This window comes from [Erwinia] mediterraneensis (assembly GCF_900604315.1).
Classification (GTDB): domain Bacteria; phylum Pseudomonadota; class Gammaproteobacteria; order Enterobacterales; family Enterobacteriaceae; genus Pantoea; species Pantoea mediterraneensis_A.
This window is the reverse complement of sequence record NZ_LR026978.1, coordinates 2,682,641-2,700,659: the sequence shown is the minus strand read 5'-3', so window position 1 is coordinate 2,700,659 and position 18,019 is coordinate 2,682,641. Positions and strand designations below refer to the sequence as shown.

17 protein-coding genes are annotated in these 18,019 nt (G+C 55.0%); 6 read left to right on the top strand and 11 right to left on the bottom strand.

The features are described 5' to 3' along the window. Positions 1-25 precede the first annotated feature (25 nt). The 8 genes from pxpA to seqA all read right to left on the bottom strand — a co-directional run bounded on the left by pxpA (position 26) and on the right by seqA (position 8,203). Positions 26-763: a 5-oxoprolinase subunit PxpA gene (gene pxpA / locus E0E17_RS12710; protein ID WP_130834409.1), complete on the bottom strand. Its 738-nt coding sequence runs from the start codon at positions 761-763 to the stop codon at positions 26-28. After that, positions 753-1,685: a 5-oxoprolinase subunit PxpC gene (pxpC, locus tag E0E17_RS12705; protein WP_130834408.1), complete on the bottom strand. Its 933-nt coding sequence runs from the start codon at positions 1,683-1,685 to the stop codon at positions 753-755. The genes pxpA and pxpC overlap by 11 nt, the downstream gene beginning before the upstream one ends. Further along, the gene (gene pxpB / locus E0E17_RS12700; RefSeq protein ID WP_130834407.1) at positions 1,679-2,335 is read right to left on the bottom strand and encodes a 5-oxoprolinase subunit PxpB; all 657 of its coding nucleotides are present in this window, start codon (positions 2,333-2,335) and stop codon (positions 1,679-1,681) included. The genes pxpC and pxpB overlap by 7 nt, the downstream gene beginning before the upstream one ends. A gap of 165 nt (positions 2,336-2,500) precedes the next feature. After that, complete coding sequence (locus tag E0E17_RS12695; RefSeq protein ID WP_130834406.1) at positions 2,501-3,244, bottom strand: type 2 GTP cyclohydrolase I; 744 nt, start codon at positions 3,242-3,244, stop codon at positions 2,501-2,503. An 18-nt stretch (positions 3,245-3,262) separates the two neighbouring features. Beyond that, a complete protein-coding gene (phrB, locus tag E0E17_RS12690) occupies positions 3,263-4,690 on the bottom strand; it encodes a deoxyribodipyrimidine photo-lyase (RefSeq protein WP_130834405.1) in 1,428 nt (475 codons plus the stop codon). Positions 4,691-4,704: 14 nt separating this feature from the next. Next, a complete protein-coding gene (locus E0E17_RS12685) occupies positions 4,705-5,661 on the bottom strand; it encodes a YbgA family protein (RefSeq protein ID WP_130834404.1) in 957 nt (318 codons plus the stop codon). A gap of 328 nt (positions 5,662-5,989) precedes the next feature. Then, complete coding sequence (pgm, locus tag E0E17_RS12680) at positions 5,990-7,630, bottom strand: phosphoglucomutase (alpha-D-glucose-1,6-bisphosphate-dependent) (protein WP_130834403.1); 1,641 nt, start codon at positions 7,628-7,630, stop codon at positions 5,990-5,992. Positions 7,631-7,654: 24 nt separating this feature from the next. Then, positions 7,655-8,203 carry a replication initiation negative regulator SeqA gene (gene seqA / locus E0E17_RS12675; RefSeq protein ID WP_130834402.1) on the bottom strand — a complete coding sequence of 183 codons (549 nt, stop codon included), beginning with the start codon at positions 8,201-8,203 and terminating at the stop codon, positions 7,655-7,657. Positions 8,204-8,449: 246 nt separating this feature from the next. Between seqA and ybfF the strand changes: the two genes are divergently transcribed. The 4 genes from ybfF to fur all read left to right on the top strand — a co-directional run bounded on the left by ybfF (position 8,450) and on the right by fur (position 11,121). Next, the gene (ybfF, locus tag E0E17_RS12670) at positions 8,450-9,214 is read left to right on the top strand and encodes an esterase (protein WP_130834401.1); all 765 of its coding nucleotides are present in this window, start codon (positions 8,450-8,452) and stop codon (positions 9,212-9,214) included. Positions 9,215-9,380: 166 nt separating this feature from the next. Further along, positions 9,381-9,656 carry a LexA regulated protein gene (gene ybfE / locus E0E17_RS12665; protein WP_130834400.1) on the top strand — a complete coding sequence of 92 codons (276 nt, stop codon included), beginning with the start codon at positions 9,381-9,383 and terminating at the stop codon, positions 9,654-9,656. A gap of 136 nt (positions 9,657-9,792) precedes the next feature. Beyond that, on the top strand, positions 9,793-10,323 hold the full coding sequence (gene fldA, locus E0E17_RS12660) for a flavodoxin FldA (protein ID WP_130834399.1): 531 nt from the start codon (positions 9,793-9,795) through the stop codon (positions 10,321-10,323). A gap of 354 nt (positions 10,324-10,677) precedes the next feature. Continuing rightward, complete coding sequence (gene fur / locus E0E17_RS12655) at positions 10,678-11,121, top strand: ferric iron uptake transcriptional regulator (protein WP_130834398.1); 444 nt, start codon at positions 10,678-10,680, stop codon at positions 11,119-11,121. Between the two features lie 50 nt (positions 11,122-11,171). On the opposite strand, the gene E0E17_RS12650 is transcribed toward fur, so the two are convergent. The 3 genes from E0E17_RS12650 to nagE form a co-directional block, all read right to left on the bottom strand. After that, positions 11,172-11,579 (bottom strand): hypothetical protein, encoded by a 408-nt coding sequence (locus E0E17_RS12650; protein WP_130834397.1) that lies wholly within the window; start codon positions 11,577-11,579, stop codon positions 11,172-11,174. A 221-nt stretch (positions 11,580-11,800) separates the two neighbouring features. Next, positions 11,801-13,468, bottom strand: a complete 1,668-nt coding sequence (gene glnS / locus E0E17_RS12645) for a glutamine--tRNA ligase (protein WP_130834396.1) — start codon at positions 13,466-13,468, stop codon at positions 11,801-11,803. A 153-nt stretch (positions 13,469-13,621) separates the two neighbouring features. Continuing rightward, positions 13,622-15,649, bottom strand: a complete 2,028-nt coding sequence (gene nagE, locus E0E17_RS12640; protein WP_130834395.1) for an N-acetylglucosamine-specific PTS transporter subunit IIBC — start codon at positions 15,647-15,649, stop codon at positions 13,622-13,624. A 335-nt stretch (positions 15,650-15,984) separates the two neighbouring features. Here nagE and nagB point away from each other — a divergent pair, with 335 nt between their 5' ends. Together nagB and nagA are read left to right on the top strand one after the other, a co-directional pair. Next, the gene (gene nagB, locus E0E17_RS12635) at positions 15,985-16,785 is read left to right on the top strand and encodes a glucosamine-6-phosphate deaminase (RefSeq protein ID WP_130834394.1); all 801 of its coding nucleotides are present in this window, start codon (positions 15,985-15,987) and stop codon (positions 16,783-16,785) included. Positions 16,786-16,868: 83 nt separating this feature from the next. Beyond that, positions 16,869-18,017, top strand: a complete 1,149-nt coding sequence (gene nagA, locus E0E17_RS12630; protein ID WP_130834393.1) for an N-acetylglucosamine-6-phosphate deacetylase — start codon at positions 16,869-16,871, stop codon at positions 18,015-18,017. The last annotated feature ends 2 nt before the right edge of the window (positions 18,018-18,019 follow it).

Here is an 18,019-nt window from a genome sequence, read left to right as displayed (position 1 = left end):
GCACCGGGCCGGGTAAACATCAAAACTACGCGCTGGTTACGGTAATCTGACGGGTGGTAAACGCCTCACGCAAACGGCGGGCGAACAGCAGCGCATGTTCACCGTCGCCATGCAGACAAACGGTTTGCGCCTTAACCCTGACCCACTCCCCGCTCACGCTCTCTACCTGGCCCTGCTCTACCATGCTCAGCGTCTGCGCAATGGCCTGTTCTTCGTTGTCGATCAGCGCCCCTGGCTGACCGCGCGGCACCAGCGCGCCACTCGCCTGATAGCCGCGATCGGCAAACACTTCCTGACGCGTCGCCAGCCCGTAATGCTCACCGGCCCGGATCAATTCACTGTTCGCCAGACCCACCAGGATCAGTTGCGGGTCAACCGCCCTGACCGCACGCGCAATAGTATCGGCCAGCTGCGCATCGGCCGCCGCCTGGTTATAGAGCATACCGTGCGGCTTTACATGCACCAGCACAACCCCTTCGCTCTCCGCCAGGCTTTTCAGCGCCCCGATCTGATAAATAACCTGGGCATACAGGGTTTCGGTCGGCAGCTGCATCGCGGTGCGGCCAAAGTTTTCCCGATCGGGAAAGCCGGGATGCGCGCCGATAGCCACCCCGTTCTCTTTTGCCCAGCGCACCGACTGCAGCATGGTTTGCGCGTCGCCAGCATGGAAACCGCAGGCGATATTAGCCGAGCTGACCAGCTGCAGCAGCGCGCGATCGCTGCCGCTGCCTTCGCCCAGATCGGCATTCAGATCAATCTTCATGACTCAGTCCCCACGCCATATGATCCAGTGCACGCTGTTGATACAGTTTCGCCTGCATCGCCTCTTCCAGCGTACAGTGGACAAAATGAATCGGATCGCCCAGACGGATCTGAGCAAGATGGTAGAGATCGGCTTCGATCACGCAGGCAATACGCGGATAACCGCCGGTGGTCTGCGCATCGGACATCAGCACAATGGGCTGGCCGTTAGGCGGCACCTGGATGACGCCAGGTACCAGGCCGTGAGACAGCAATTCCCGGTTATGGGTGCGCTTCAGTTCACGTCCCTGCAACCGATAGCCCATGCGATTGCTCTGGGGACTCAGCGTCCAGCTGGTACGCCAGAACGCCTCCTGCGCTTCGCGGCTGAACTCGCTGTACTCCGGCCCCGGTAAGGTACGGATGCGGTTGCCCCAAAGCAGCTGACGCACCCCTGCGGGCTTTGTGAAGGCGCGCACTGGCTCTCCGAGCGGCAACCGATCGCCATCCTGCAGCTTACGTCCCTGCCAGCCGCCAAAACCCGCTTTTAAATCGGTACTGCGTGATCCCAGCAGTAAAGGCACGTCAAAACCGCCATCCACCGCCAGATAACTGCGCATGCCGCGTACCGGCATCGAAAGCGAAAGCGTTTGCCCACGTCTGACCGGTAGTCGCCAGCCGGTCCACACCGCTTTGCCATCCAGCTCGGCGTTGCAGCCCGCGCCGGTCAGGGCGATCCAGCCGTCACGTTCAAACTGCACTTTGAACTGCCCGAGCACGATCTCCAGCACCGCGCTGTCGGGCGCATTGCCCACCAGTAAGTTGGCAGTTTGCATGGAAGGGGCATCCAGCACCCCGCTTAAGCCGATGCCATACTGACGCCAGCCTTTGCGCCCCAGGTCCTGAACGCTGCTGGCCAGTCCCGCCCGTAAAACTGTTAACATACGCCCTCCTTCTGCGGCACAAAGCGCACTTTATCGCCGGGACGCAGCACGGTCGGCGGTTCCTGATACGGATCAAACAGCGCAAGCGGCGTCTGGCCGATCAGTTGCCAGCCGCCGGGCGTCGCCAGCGGATAGACCCCGGTCTGGCTGCCACCAATGCCCACCGAGCCCGCGGGCACGCTGAGGCGCGGTTCCGCTCGCCGTGGCATATGAAGGCGCGCATCCAGGCCGCCCAGGTAGGGAAAACCGGGCTGGAAGCCGATAAAATAGACGTCATATTCGCTACTGCTGTGCAGTTCCACGACCTGCTGCGGCGTCATCTGTGCCTGCTCCGCAACCCAGAGGAGATCGGGCCCGGCGTCGCCGCCATAAATCACCGGTATCGTCACCTGACGTGACACCGGCAGTTGCGCCTCGCTCTCTTCCCACCAGCGCTGCAGGCGTTCAATTGCATCCAGCGCCTTGTGCTGCGGATCGCGCAGCAACAGCGTCAGATTATTCATGCCCGGGATCGCTTCCAGGACTTCTGGATTGGTTTGCAGCCGTTCGCACACCCCCCATATACGCTGCTGACTGATCAAAGAAACGGGCGGTTCCAGCTCCAGGACCACAGCCCGCTCACCCAGCAGATAACAACGTGCTCGTTGCAAAACCAACCTCCGTTATGCGTCAACTGACACCTGAAAGGCGAAGGTCATCTTCTCGCCTGAATGCATAAGCATTACTCATGAAGCATTTAGTTATGCGAAAGTGACAGAGTTGTGTCAACAGATTTACTTCCTCCACAGGCTGCGGAGGAAGGGGTTGCGGAAAAATCAGGCAGGATTGGGGATATCGATAAAGGTGACGTCGAGGGCATAGTGTTCAGCCAGCCAGTCACCCAGCGCTTTGATACCGCCACGCTCCGTGGCGTGGTGTCCAGCGGCGAAGAAATGCACTCCCTGTTCACGCGCGCTGTGGATGGTCTGTTCCGAGACTTCGCCGGTGATAAAGGCATCAACGCCAAAGGCGGCCGCATTATCAATAAAGCCCTGCCCGCCACCGCTGCACCAGGCAAGACGCCGAATCTGCGCCGGTGCGTTATCACCACAGTGCAGCGGCTCGCGCCCCAGCCGCTGCGCAATGCGCCGGGCAAACGCTTCGCCAGTGACCGGCTCGGCCAGCTCGCCCCAGAGCACCAGCGGCATCACTTCGCCGCGCACCTCAATGTCCAGCAGCTTAGCCAACTGAGCATTGTTGCCGAGCTGCGGATGGGCATCGAGCGGTAAGTGCCAGCCGTAGAGGTTAATATCATTTGCCAGCAGAGTGCGCAGCCGGTTGCGTTTCATCCCTTTAATCACCGGCGCCTCGTTTTTCCAGAAGTAGCCGTGATGCACCATCACCGCATCGGCGTTACGCTTTACCGCCTCATCCAGCAGCGCCTGGTTGGCGGTGACGCCGGTGATAATGTGGGTGACCTGTTCACGCCCCTCCACCTGCAGGCCGTTAGGGGCGTAATCACTAAAGCTGCCGCTGTTCAGCTGCTGATTAACAATCTGTTCAAGCTCAAAATTATTCATAACTCCTCCGTGAAAGCCTCAGCCGATATTACGTGCTCGCTCGAAAGCTTCCAGCGTTTTTTGTCGGGCTGCCTTATGTTCCACAATTGGCTGAGGATAATCGAGCCTCTGGTTATTTTTCTTTGCCCAGAGCTGCGGCTGATGGATGGCGCTATCCGGCACCGCATGCAGTTCCGGTAGCCAGCGTCGAATAAAGACGCCTGCGCTGTCGAAGCGTTCACCCTGGGTAGTGGGATTAAAGATGCGAAAATAGGGTGCCGCATCGGTGCCAGTGGATGCCGCCCACTGCCAGCCGCCGTTGTTGGCGGCAAAATCGCCGTCGATCAGGCGCTGCATGAAGTAGCGCTCGCCTTCGTGCCAGTCAATCAGCAGATCCTTCACCAGAAAACTGGCGCTGATCATACGCAGCCGGTTGTGCATCCAGCCAGTCTGGTTCAGCTGGCGCATCGCCGCATCCACTATCGGATAGCCGGTTTGCCCCGTTTTCCACGCCTGCAGATGCGCTTCGTTCTGCTGCCAGGCAATATGTCGTGTCCAGGGGATAAAGGGCTGGTGCCTGCAGAGCGCTGGCCAGGCGACCAGCAGGTGGCGGTAAAACTCGCGCCAGATCAGCTCTGACAGCCAGTTGAAAGCGCTGCCCTGCGCCAGCGCATCAGGGTGTTCTTTCAGGAGCCGGTGCAGGCACTGACGCGGCGAGAGTACGCCTGTTGCCAGATAGACCGACAACCGACTGGTGCCCTCCACGGCAGGGTTATCGCGATCGCTGGCGTAACGGGTTACCGGCTGCTGACTGAAGTGACGCAGGCGTTGCAGTGCTCCCGTTTCCCCCGGAGGAAACAGATCTTCATCAAAGGCTTCCTGCGGATAATCGAACGCCGGAATGCTCTCCCAGAGCGGTAAAGGCGCGCCCGGACGCGGCTTCGGCGCGGGGACGCACGCTGGCAGCTCCTGTTGCAGACGGCGGATAAAGGCTTTACTGAACGGCGTAAATACTTTGTACATTGCGTTATTGCCGGTGCGTACGCTGCCGGGCGGCAACAGCAGGCTGTCATCGAAGCCCTGACAAATTATCCCCTGCGTATCCAGAATGCGCTCTGCCAGCGCATCCCGTTCCCGTTCGTTGATTTCATACTGATAGTTATAAAACAACGCATCGACACGGTGCTGCCGGCAAAAGTCGCTGAGTGCATCTACGGCAGCGCGAAAATCATGGCACGCCAGGCAGTACAGCGGAATACCGCGGCTGGCCAGCGCCTCCTGCAGCTGTTGCAGGCTGCAATAAATAAACGTCGCCTGTTTCGCTGCCATATTGTGTTGCCGCCACTGGCCCGGCGTGGCGATATAGAGCGCCAGCACCTGCGCTCCCGAGTCCTGACAGGCAGCGTACAGCGCCAGATTATCGTTAATGCGTAAATCGTTACGTAGCCAGACAACATGCGTGCTCATCAATCGCTTATCACCTACTGCCCATAGCGCAGACGCAGCGCTTCCGGATAAGGGTCGAAATAGCGCTGTTGCGCCAGCCAGGGATCAGGAAACGCCGCCATATAATGTTTCAGCATGGTGATCGGGACCAGCAGCGGCTGCAGACCCCGACGATAACGATCGATAAGCTGCGTCAGCTCCTGACGCTGCGCACGGGTCAACTGATGACGGAAATAGCCCTGCACATGCATCAGCACATTAGTGTGATTGCGTCGCGTGGCCTGGTGGGCCAGCAGCTGCATCAGGCGCTGACGGTATTCAAATGCCCAGGCGTCCAGCGAGTCCCACTGCTGCATCGCTGCCACAAAGCGACCCAGCTCGCGATATGCCTCCTGCGAGTGGGAAAGCAGCAGCAGCTTATAGCGGGTATGAAAGGTCAGCAGCGCGCCGGGGGTGAGTCCCTGCCGCCACAGCTGATTGAACTCATGCAGGGCGCAGATACGGATGATGAAATTTTCGCGAATCAACGGATCCTGTAAGCGGCCATTCTCTTCCAGCGGCAGCCAGGGTATTTCCTCACGCAGCGCCCGGGTAAAAATGCCCATGCCCACTTTACGGTTGTTATTCCCGCCAGGCTCATACACACGCACCCGCTCCATGCCGCAGCTGGGGGATTTGGCGCAGAGAATATAGCCGCAAAGATGATGCAACGATTTAACCCGTGATGCCGACCACGCCTGCATCTGATCGGTGACCGCTTCGTCACCCGTTTTGCTGAAGCAGAGCTGGACCTGCTGGTCCGCCTCCTGCACCAGTCGCAGCGCCGGACGCGGCGTCGGCAAGCCAATCGCCATTTCAGGACAAACAGGTTCATAGCGCACAAAAGGGGCGAGCTCGTCGGTGGCGAAGGCGAAACGCTTATGACCACCATCGAACCTGACGTTATCCCCGAGCAGGCATGCACTGATTCCTACCGGAATTTTCTCGCTCATACTTGTACAACCTTTGAAAGTTTGTAGAAGTTTAAGTGTAACGGAAAAGCCGATCGATTACAGCGCAGCAACGCAATATTGTGCAAATATTCACCAAACAGGAAGGTCAGCCAGTAAAAATCCGCCTTCATAGAAGGCGGCTTTGATTGTATCCCATAGGGGGGTACCAAAAACCTTAAAAAGAAGTCTCTGCCTGTTCCGTAAGATTCAAATCCAGAGACGATAAGGCAGAGCCAAAACGTATTGATGACCACGCCCGCAGGACAGGGTTTTAAGCTGGCAATAAAAAAGGGCGCCCGCAGGCGCCCTGTTTATCGCAGATTCAGAATCAGGCGTTTTTCAACACTTCACTGACGATCTCTACCGCTTCTTTTTCAATCTGCGCGCGGTGCTCGGCGCCCAGGAAGCTTTCACAGTAGATTTTGTAGGCGTCTTCCGTGCCTGACGGACGGGCAGCAAACCAGCCATTTTCCGTCATCACTTTCAGGCCACCGATGGCAGCGCCATTGCCCGGCGCTGCCGTCAGGCGTGCCGTAATAGGATCACCCGCCAGGGTGTCCGCGCTGACCATCTCCGGCGACAGCTTAGAAAGCGCCGCTTTTTGCGCTGAAGTGGCAGCAGCCTGCAAGCGGTTGTAGCTTGGCGCACCAAAACGCCCGGCCAGCTCATCATAGTGCTGTTGCGGGTTTTTACCGGTTACGGCGGTGATCTCCGCCGCCAGCAGACAGAGAATGATGCCATCTTTGTCCGTTGACCAGGGGGTGCCGTCGAAGCGCAGGAAGGAGGCGCCAGCGCTCTCTTCGCCGCCAAAGCCAAAGCTGCCGTCGTACAGGCCATCCACAAACCATTTAAAGCCCACCGGCACTTCAACCAGCTTGCGGCCGATATCCTTCACCACACGGTCTATCATGGCGCTGGAAACCAGGGTTTTACCCACTGCCACTTCACTGCCCCACTGCGGACGATGCTGGAACAGGTAGTTAATCGCCACCGCCAGGTAGTGGTTCGGGTTCATCAGTCCCGCGGGCGTCACGATACCGTGACGGTCATAGTCGGGATCGTTGCCGAAGGCCAGATCGAATTTATCACGCAGCGCCAGCAGACCTGCCATCGCGCACTCAGACGAGCAGTCCATGCGCACCACGCCATCTTTATCCAGATGCATAAAGCGGAAGGTTTGATCAATAGCGTCGTTGACGATGGTGATATCGAGCTGATAGTGCTCAGCAATTCGTTGCCAGTAGGCCATGCCGGAGCCGCCGAGCGGATCGACGCCAATTTTCAGGCCTGCTTTCTGGATGGCCGGGAAATCGATCACCTGCGCCAGCCCTTCCACATAGGGTTGAATCAGATCTTTTTCCTGAATATGACCGCTTGCCCAGGCCTGATCCAGCGGCAGACGTTTCACCTCTTTCAGCCCGTCTTTCATCAGTTGGTTAGCACGATCTTCCACCACTTTCGTGACGTTAGTATCTGCCGGGCCGCCATTGGGAGGATTGTATTTAATGCCGCCATCTTCCGGCGGGTTGTGTGACGGCGTGATCACAATACCGTCCGCCAGCGCACCGCCCTGTTTGTTATGCTCCAGAATAGCGTTGGATATGGCCGGGGTTGGCGTGTAGCCATTATCCAGCTGTACGATAACGTCAACACCGTTAGCGGCCAGCACTTCCAGCACCGACAGGATCGCCGGTTCCGAGAGCGCATGGGTATCTTTACCCACGTAGCAGGGACCGGTAATGCCATTCTTGTGACGCTCTTCCGCAATCGCCTGGGCGATGGCCAGAATATGCATTTCGTTGAAGCTCTGTCGTCCTGCGCTACCGCGATGGCCTGAAGTGCCAAATTTCACCGCATGTTCCGGGTTCGCCACGTCGGGCTTCAGGACATAGTATTGTGAGGTTAATTGTGCAACGTTAATCAAATCGCTCTGCCGGGCGGGTTGCCCGGCACGGGGGTGATTGGCCATTGGCGCTTCTCCCTGACGCTTCAGTTAAATGGTGCCGCAAACTTTATCCGTCAGCTCCTGCGGGAACTGCATAGACAGCATAATGTGCTCTACCATGCTGCATTTGCGACCGGTATTGGTGTTAGTGATCACCCAGTACGGTGTGCCGGGGACATGCTTCGGCTTGGTATGGGTGCCATGCTGCAACAGCGTATGTTCATCGCCCGCAAAATAGACGCGCGTTCTGCCCTGTAGTGCTGCCGTCGCGTCAGCAAACGCCTGCGGGTCAAGACGATACAAAGTTGACAAAATCAGCATAAAGCGATTTACCGCTTTTTTCTGCTCGGCATACTCGTCAGAGAGCAACAGTTCGCGCACCGCCCGTACCCGATCCTGTGGGCGTGGTTCAGCGGGAGCAGGCTGTTCCTCTTTCACCGTAGCGCTCGCGGCCGCGGCAGTTGCCGCTTTCGTGGGGCTCTGACCGGCGGTAAACTTCAACATCCGCCGCAAGATATCAGATGCGCTTTCGCCAATGTGCTGAGTATGGCTGGCAATATAGCGGTAAAGCTCTTCGTCAACTTCGATCGTTTTCATTTTTTTCCGTACGGTTCTCGCGGGTGACAGAACCACGCATTTTCTGATTAAGCCTTAGCAGAGCCGGGCCAGAGAAAGTGTGAGCGGGTTCTAACATAAGGATTATAAAGTTAAATCCCGGGAGGCCGATAGCGCCAGGGCTATTTAAGGGCAAAAGTCAGAATATGTCCTAATGCCAGCCGACATCCCCCGGAAACGTGAATTCATGATAACCTAAGCTCAGGTTACAACCGTAAGAACTTTGCCATGATTTTGAATGCCCGTCTGCAAACTGAGCAATCTGCTGCTGATTCTCTGCCTATTTTGTTGATTCACGGCCTGTTTGGCAGCCTGGATAATCTGGGCGTACTGGCGCGTGGGTTGAAAAACGATCGTCCGCTGATTCAGGTGGATGTCCGCAATCACGGTTTATCGCCGCATGCGCAGGAGATGAACTATCCTGTTATGGCGCAGGATATGCTGGAGACGCTGGACGCGCACAGTATCGATAAAGTGGCGGTGATTGGTCATTCCATGGGCGGAAAAATTGCCATGACCCTGAGCGCGCTGGCACCTGAGCGTATTGAGCGGCTGGTGATGATCGATATTGCGCCGGTGGATTACAACACGCGCCGCCATGACGATATCTTTGCGGCGGTCAGGGCGGTCACTGCGGCTGGCGTGCAGCAGCGCAGTGCGGCGGCGCAGGTGATGCGCGACTATATCCGGGAAGAGGGCGTTATTCAGTTTATCCTGAAATCCTTTCACGAAGGAGCCTGGCGCTTTAATGTGCCGGCGCTGTGGGAGAATTATCGCACCATCTCCGGCTGGGAAACGGTGCCCGCCTGGCCCCACCCGGCCTTGTTTATCCGCGGCGGCGATTCCGGTTACCTTGATAATCAGTACCGTGATGCGCTGCTGCGTCAGTTTCCGCAGGCCCATGCGCATGTGATTAGCGGCGCGGGTCACTGGGTACATGCTGAAAAACCGGACGCGGTATTACGTGCGGTGCGGCGATTTTTTGCGCTTTAAAAGCAAAAGCTTGCCGGCTGCGTTTAGGATTGGCGTCATCTGCTTCCCTGGAGTATGATGGCGCGCTAAAATTTTACCGCTGTCGATTTAAACAGGGTAAACGCCGATAATTCATAAGCCGCGCAGTGCGTTTTCGCCATTCGCGCCCACTCAGTTTCACGAAGCCATGGCAAAAGAACACACGGACCGCACGACGCTCGATCTCTTTGCTGATGAACGTCGTCCCGGTCGCCCAAAAACCAGTCCGCTTTCGCGCGATGAACAGCTGCGTATCAATAAACGCAATCAACTGAAACGTGACAAAGTGCGCGGGTTACGCCGTGTCGAGCTTAAAATGAACAGCGAGGCCGTTGAGGCGCTTAACCAGCTGGCTGAGCAACGGAATATGAGTCGCAGCGAATTGATCGAACAAATGATCCTCGCGCAACTTAATCTCGGCTGAAACAGCCCAAAGCGCACGCAGCGACAAAAGTAGCGGCTTTACGAGTTCCGCCCCTTACCGTCGTCTGCTATCATTCGCGTATCTGTGTACACTAAACACCCATCTGTTTATTTGGATTCAAGAGGTTATTTTACCCATGGCAATCGTAGGCATCTTCTTTGGCAGCGATACCGGCAACACCGAAAACATTGCAAAAATGATCCAGAAACAACTGGGTAAAGATGTTGCTGAAGTGCATGACATTGCCAAAAGCACCAAAGAGGATCTTGAAGCGTTCGACATTCTGCTGCTGGGTATCCCCACCTGGTACTATGGCGAAGCCCAGTGCGACTGGGATGATTTTTTCCCTACGCTGGAAGAGATCGACTTTAATGGCAAACTGGTTGCCCTGTTTGGCTGCGGCGATCAGGAAGATTATGCAGAATATTTCTGTGACGCGATGGGCACGATTCGCGACATTATCGAACCGAACGGTGCGGTGATCGTCGGACACTGGCCTACCGCCGGTTATCATTTTGAAGCCTCAAAAGGCCTGGCGGATGATGACCATTTCCTCGGTCTGGCGATTGATGAAGACCGCCAGCCTGAATTAACCAACGAGCGCGTAGAAAAATGGGTTAACCAGATTTTCAACGAGCTGCAGTTGAAAGAAATTCTCGAAGCCTGATCCATCTTGTCTCAATGTGAGCCCCACCTCACATTGAGACGACGGAATTCTCTATAAAAATAATAGGGACGAGTTTTTAACTTTTACCGCCAAATCTGTAGAATACCCGCATCGGTCAGCCACTTATTCTTCTGATTGAAGAGATGAGGTTGAACGAAATGTTAACAGATACCTGCTTAGCCCGCGCCAGCATAGCGGTTTTTTCCCGTGCTGAGCATGAGAGTGACAGGCTTCCCCCTCGGTTTTCATTTCGATGCTTCAGTTCTATAATGAGACGCAAATAAGATTCGCGTCGACCGATATTCAGGGCTCTGCGCCGCAAAGTGACCAGTAAAGTAACAGGACAATATCTGCATGACTGACAACAACTCCGCATTAAAAAAGGCTGGCCTGAAAGTCACGCTGCCCAGACTGAAAATTCTGGAAGTGCTTCAGGAACCCGAGGGCCATCATGTCAGTGCGGAAGATTTGTATAAGCGTCTGATTGATATGGGCGAAGAGATTGGTCTGGCAACGGTTTACCGTGTTCTGAACCAGTTTGATGATGCCGGAATTGTCACGCGTCATAACTTTGAAGGCGGTAAGTCCGTATTCGAACTGACCCAGCAGCAACATCATGATCACCTGATCTGCCTCGACTGCGGCAAGGTCATCGAATTCAGTGACGAATCGATCGAAACCCGCCAACGTGAAATTGCGACGCGCCACGGTATCAAGCTCACCAACCACAGCCTCTATCTCTACGGGCACTGTGCGCTGGGAGACTGCCGCGAAGACGAGACGCTCCACGATAAATAAGTGTGCTATGCAGTAATCACAAATAAGCCGGTGATCGCTCACCGGTTTTTTTATACCTGCGCGTCAGCGATCAGGGTCTCCTGCAAGAAGCGCCAGCGCGGCACCGCAGTTGTGCAATCCAGAATAGCGAGGGATAAACAGCTCTTGTTAACCCCATTCATCATCAGTAATTCGCGGTACTGAATCGTTATCTCCTGCTCATGCTGAGAAATCACAACATGCTCACTGGTGGCGATACGTGCCCCTTCCCGCTGGCCATGCAGCTGACGAAACAGCGCTTCGGTCTCGTTCAGGTTGAGTTGCTTTCCATGCGGCGTCACCATTTTAAAGTCAGGATGAAAAGAGGAAAGGAACAGATCGAAACTATCATCACTGTTATCAGCACTATTGAAAATTCTTTCGATAAGCTGATGTAATACCACCACACTGTTTCTGGCTTCCTGGGCAAGGCTCATCATTTTCTTTCTCTTACTACCCGCTATGCTTGGTTTGGGAACGAATATCCTACCTGAAAAAACAGATTAATATTGTTGAATTAATTAACTACTGTAAACGATTTACCACTTTGTTACCAGGATCTCACCCCTGGCATCAGTGGACAAAAAATCAGAGATATCCTGCAGCCGGGCAATAAAAAAGGGCGACAGCTCGCCCTTAAAGTGAAACGGTCATCCGCCTGTCAGTCGCCGATTTTCGCCCAGGTATCGCGCAGGCCTACGGTGCGGTTAAACACCAGGCTGGACGGCGTGGAATAGACGCTGTCCGCGCAGAAATAGCCTTCACGCTCAAACTGATAGGGCTGGCTGGCGTCAGCGTTACGCAGGCCCGGCTCGACAAAGCCCTGTTTGATTTCCAGCGATTGCGGGTTAATGGTGGTCAGAAAATCTTCTGCGGCACCCGGATTGGGTACGCTGAACAGACGATCGTAAAGACGGAATTCCGCTGGCTGCGCATGAATCGCCGATACCCAATGGATAACCCCTTTGACCTTGCGACCGTCGGCTGGATCCTTGCTCAGGGTATCCACATCACAGGTACAGTAGATGCAGGTGATATTGCCCTGTTCATCTTTCGCCACACGCTCCGCGCGGATAACATAGGCATTGCGTAACCGCACCTCTTTACCCAGCACCAGACGCTTGTACTGCTTGTTGGCTTCTTCACGAAAATCCGCACGATCGATCCAGACTTCACGGCTGAACGGCACCTCGCGCGTACCCATCTCCGGTTTGTTGGGATGGTTCGGCATGGTGATGATCTCATTATGCCCGGCGGGCAGGTTCTCAATCACCACTTTCAGCGGATCCAGCACCGCCATGGCGCGCGGCGCGTTTTCGTTCAGGTCGTCACGAATGCACGACTCCAGCGAGGCCATTTCGACAATGTTGTCCTGTTTGGTCACGCCAATGCGGCGACAGAACTCACGAATGGAAGCAGCGGTATAGCCGCGACGACGTAAACCGGAGACGGTCAGCATGCGCGGATCGTCCCAGCCTTCCACCACCTTCTCGTTCACCAGCTGTGTCAGCTTGCGCTTTGACATCACGGCATATTCGAGATTCAGACGCGAAAATTCATACTGACGCGGATGTACCGGAATAGTGATATTATCCAGCACCCAGTCGTACAGACGACGGTTATCCTGGAACTCCAGCGTACAGAGCGAATGGGTTATCCCTTCCAGCGCATCGGAAATGCAGTGGGTGAAGTCATACATCGGATAGATGCACCACTTGTTCCCGGTCTGGTGATGTTCGGCAAATTTAATGCGGTAAAGCACCGGATCGCGCATCACGATAAAGCTGGACGCCATGTCGATTTTCGCGCGTAAACAGGCTTTGCCCTCGGCGAAACCGCCGTCACGCATCTTTTCAAACAGCGCCAGATTCTCTTCTACGCTGCGATCGCGGAAGGGGCTGTTTTTGCCGGGCGCAGTCAGCGTGCCGCGATATTCACGGATCTCTTCCGGGGTCAGCTCATCAACGTAGGCCAGTCCTTTCTGAATCAGCTCAATCGCGTAATGATAGAGTTGGTCGAAATAGTTTGAGGAATAACGTACCTCACCACTCCACTCAAAGCCCAGCCATTGCACGTCACGTTTGATTGACTCGACGAACTCCATATCCTCTTTTACCGGATTGGTATCGTCAAAGCGCAGATTGCACTCTCCCTGATAATCTTGCGCAATGCCAAAATTCAGGCAGATCGATTTAGCATGACCAATGTGCAGGTAGCCATTGGGCTCTGGCGGGAAACGGGTATGCACGCTGTTGTGCTTGCCGCTCGCCAAATCTTCGTCGATGATCTGACGAATAAAGTTAGTTGGGCGGGCTTCAGCCTCACTCATCTCAAAGTCCTCAATACGAATAGCTGGTGATTTGTAGCATCAGGTAACCGATTATGATCCACAAAGCGATGCAGGGAAACAACCTATTGTTGGGGGAACAGAAAGAAAAAAGGCAGGAATCGCTTCCTGCCCGGGTAAATCACTTTCTGTGGTTTAGCCTTTTACCTCGAAGAGACGCGTTTCCCCCGCCACAACGTTGCCGCTGGCCAGCAGCGTCAGACCGGCAAAGTCATCGCTGTTGCTGACCACCACCGGACTGATCATGGAGCGGGCATGGGCATTGAGGTAATCAAGATCCATCTCCAGTACCGCCTGACCGGCCGCCACGGTTGCACCCTCTTCCACCAGTCGCGTGAAGCCTTTGCCTTCCAGCGCCACGGTGTCGAGTCCCATATGCACCACAATCTCCACGCCATTCTCCGTTTCCAGGCAAAATGCATGGTTGGTGGCGAAGATTTTCACCAGAGTACCGGCAATCGGCGCGACCACATGTTTTCCTGTGGGCTTGATCGCCAGGCCATCCCCGACAGCTTTGCTGGCAAACGCCTCATCCGGCACGCTCTCCAGTGCCACTACCTCACCACTGACCGGTGCCAGCAGGGTCGCGATCACTTTTTTATTGCTGACCGTACTGACTGGCGCTTTCGTCACGGCAGGCGTGGCGGTGGGGCTGGCGGCAGCGGCAGCCACCGGGCCTTTACTCAGCACGCTTTTCATGGCGGAAGCGATGCTTTCTGCCCGGGTGCCGACAATAATCTGCACGCTCTGCTTGTTCAGACGAATCACGCCCGATGCGCCCAGGCGTTTCGCCAGGCTTTCGTTTACCTGCGCAGAATCGTTCACGTTCAGGCGCAGACGGGTAATACAGGCATCGATCTGGGTCAGGTTGTCTGAACCGCCAACGGCGCTGATATAACGACGCGCCAGAGATTCAGTTTCCCCTTCCTTGCCGCCGCTGTGATCGACATTCGCGTTATAGCCGTCACTTTCATCACCCGCTACCGCCAGCTCACGGCCCGGCGTCAACAGATTGAACTTTTGAATAGTAAAACGGAACACCAGATAGTAAATGGCAAAGAAGACGATGCCCTGCGGAATCAGCATGTACCATTGCGTTGCCAGCGGATTACGCGTTGACAATACCATATCCACCAGGCCGGCGCTGAAGCCAAAACCTGCAATCCAGTGCATGCTGGCCGCAATAAACACCGAAATACCGGTCAGGATAGCGTGGAGCACATAGAGCACCGGCGCCACAAACATGAACGAGAATTCCAGCGGTTCCGTGATGCCGGTAAAGAAAGAGGCAAAGGCTGCCGCCAGCATGATACCGGCCACTTTCGCGCGGTTTTCCGGACGTGAGCAGTGGTAGATTGCCAGCGCTGCGCCAGGCAGACCAAACATCATGACCGGGAAAAAGCCCGCCTGATAACGACCGGTGATACCCACAATGCCGGTGCCATTGGCAATCGACTGTGCGCCGCCCAGGAATTTCGGAATATCGTTAATGCCAGCCACGTCAAACCAGAACACTGAGTTCAGCGCATGGTGCAGCCCCACCGGGATCAGCAGACGGTTAAAGAAGGCATAAATACCCGCACCCACCGAACCTAATTTCTGAATGTGCTCGCCAAAGCCGACCAGGCCACCATAAATCACCGGCCAGATATACATCAGAATAAAGGCGACCAGAATCATCAGGAAAGAGACGAGAATGGGAACCAGACGCCGTCCGCTGAAGAAGGAGAGCGCTTTCGGCAGCTCGACATGGCTGAACCGGTTATAGACTTCAGCCGAGAGAATACCGACCAGAATGCCGACAAACTGGTTATTGATTTTGCCAAAGGCGGCGGGCACTTGCTCTGCCGGAATCTTCTGAATCATCGCCACCGCTGCGGGTGAACAGAGCGTGGTAACCACCAGAAAGCCGACAAAGCCGGACAACGCGGCAGCACCGTCTTTATCTTTTGACAGGCCATAAGCGACACCCACCGCAAACAGCACTGACATGTTATCAATAATGGCTGCGCCTGATTTGATCAACAGCGCAGCCAGCGCATTACCGGCACCCCAGCTGTCCGGATCAAGCCAGTAACCTACCCCCATCAGGATGGCGGCGGCAGGCAGCGTCGCCACTGGCACCATCAGCGCGCGTCCCACCTTTTGTAAATAACTCAGCATATTCCCCTTCCCCCTATAAAACTGGCTTATTGCCCTGTTACCGTTTCATCTTATTATGCCCGGTAGCAGAGTGATTGATGACACTACACATCAAGGCTGGCAGTGTAAAAAGAAATTAATTCGCTTCGCAAATTAAATCCTTCCTGATTGTGACTTTTATCACCTTAAAGCATTACCTCTGTTTCCACCCTCTGGCTATCTTCATAAACTTATTTTATGATACGAAATATCAACACGCAGTTTTCCCGGTAGCCCGGCTGTAAAGCGATTACGCTCTCTGATGAGGAACCGAAAAATGCTGCGCCACTTTCCAGTTTGTCTGTAAGAGGTGAAATATGAGATTGATCCCCCTGGCAACACCCACCCAGGTTGGTAAATGGGCGGCACGCCACATTGTGAATCGCATCAACGCATTCAATCCCACCGCCGAGCGTCCGTTTATCCTTGGCCTGCCCACCGGCGGTACTCCGCTGGAAGCTTACAAGCATCTGATTGAGATGCATAAAGCGGGCCAGGTCAGTTTTAAAAATGTTGTTACCTTCAATATGGACGAGTATGTGGGCTTACCGAAATCGCATCCGGAGAGCTACCACAGCTTTATGTATCGTAACTTTTTCGAGCATGTCGATATTCAGGAAGAGAATATCAATTTGCTCAACGGCAATGCGGAAGATATTGATGCAGAGTGCCGCCGTTACGAAGAAAAAATTCGCGCGTACGGCAAAATTCATCTGTTTATGGGCGGCGTCGGTAACGATGGTCATATCGCTTTTAACGAACCCGCCTCTTCTCTCTCTTCACGTACCCGTATCAAGACCCTGACCCATGACACCCGTCTGGCGAACTCACGCTTCTTTGACGGTGATGTTGATCAGGTACCTAAATATGCGCTCACCGTGGGCGTGGGCACGCTGCTGGACGCAGAGGAAGTGATGATCCTGGTGACCGGCCACATTAAAGCGCAGGCGCTGCAGGCCGCGGTTGAAGGCAATGTGAATCATATGTGGACCATCAGCTGCCTGCAGCTGCACCCCAAAGCGGTGGTGGTCTGCGATGAACCTGCCACCATGGAACTAAAGGTCAAAACCGTGAAGTATTTTCGCGAAATGGAAGCGGAAAATATGAAAGGTGTGTAATTAAGACGTTGATGGTCGCCTGTGAGCTGTAAAGAAGGATACCCCCTTTACCGTTTTTCGCAGGCATAGCCGGGAGAAAAGCGATGTATGCATTAGTAAATGGCCGTATTTATACCGGTCATGAGATTCTGGACAATCATGCGGTAGTGATTGCCGATGGCCTGATTAAACGCGTTTGCCCGCAAAATGAGCTGGCACCGGACGTCACGGTGCAGGATGTGGGGGGCGCCATTATTGCCCCCGGTTTTATCGATTTACAGCTTAACGGTTGCGGCGGCGTGCAGTTCAATGATGAGATTGATGCCCTGAGTGTAGAAACCTTAGCGACAATGCAGCGCGCCAATGAAAAATCGGGCTGCACCAGCTTTTTACCGACACTGATCACCAGCAGCGATGCATTGATGAAGCGGGCCGTAGAAACCATGCGCGCCTGGCTGGCTGAGCATCGTCATCAGGCGCTGGGACTTCATCTGGAGGGCCCGTGGCTGAATAAAGTGAAAAAAGGGACGCATAATCCCGATCTGATCCGTCTGCCCGATCCGGCGCTGGTCGATTATCTGTGCGCAAATGCGGATGTGATCAGCAAAGTCACCCTGGCGCCAGAAATGGCAGGCAGCGCAGTGATTCGTCAGCTGACGGAAGCGGGCATTATCGTCTCCGCCGGACATTCAGCCGCCACTTATGAAGAGGCGAAAGCAGGTTTTCGCGCCGGTATCCGTTTCGCCACGCATCTTTATAACGCCATGCCGACCTTTGCCGGTCGTGAGCCGGGGCTGATTGGGGCGCTGTTTGATGCGCCTGAGGTTTACTGCGGCATTATTGCAGATGGCTTGCATGTCCATTACGCTAACGTGCGCAATGCGAAACGCATCAAAGGCGACAAGCTGGTATTAGTGACCGATGCCACCGCGCCGGCAGGTGCCTCCATTGATAAATTCATTTTTGCAGGCAAAACAATATACTATCGAAACGGGCTGTGCGTTGATGAAAACGGCACGCTGAGCGGTTCAGCACTGACCATGATCGAAGCGGTGCGCAACAGCGTCGAGCATGTCGGTATTGCGCTGGACGAAGCGCTGCGTATGGCAACGCTCTATCCGGCCCGCGCTATGGGCGTGGAGAAGCAGCTGGGAAGCGTCACGGCAGGCAAAGTGGCAAACCTGACTGTTTTCACCCGCGATTATCGGATTATCAAGACGTTAGTCAATGGAGACGACGTCCTCAGCGAGTAACT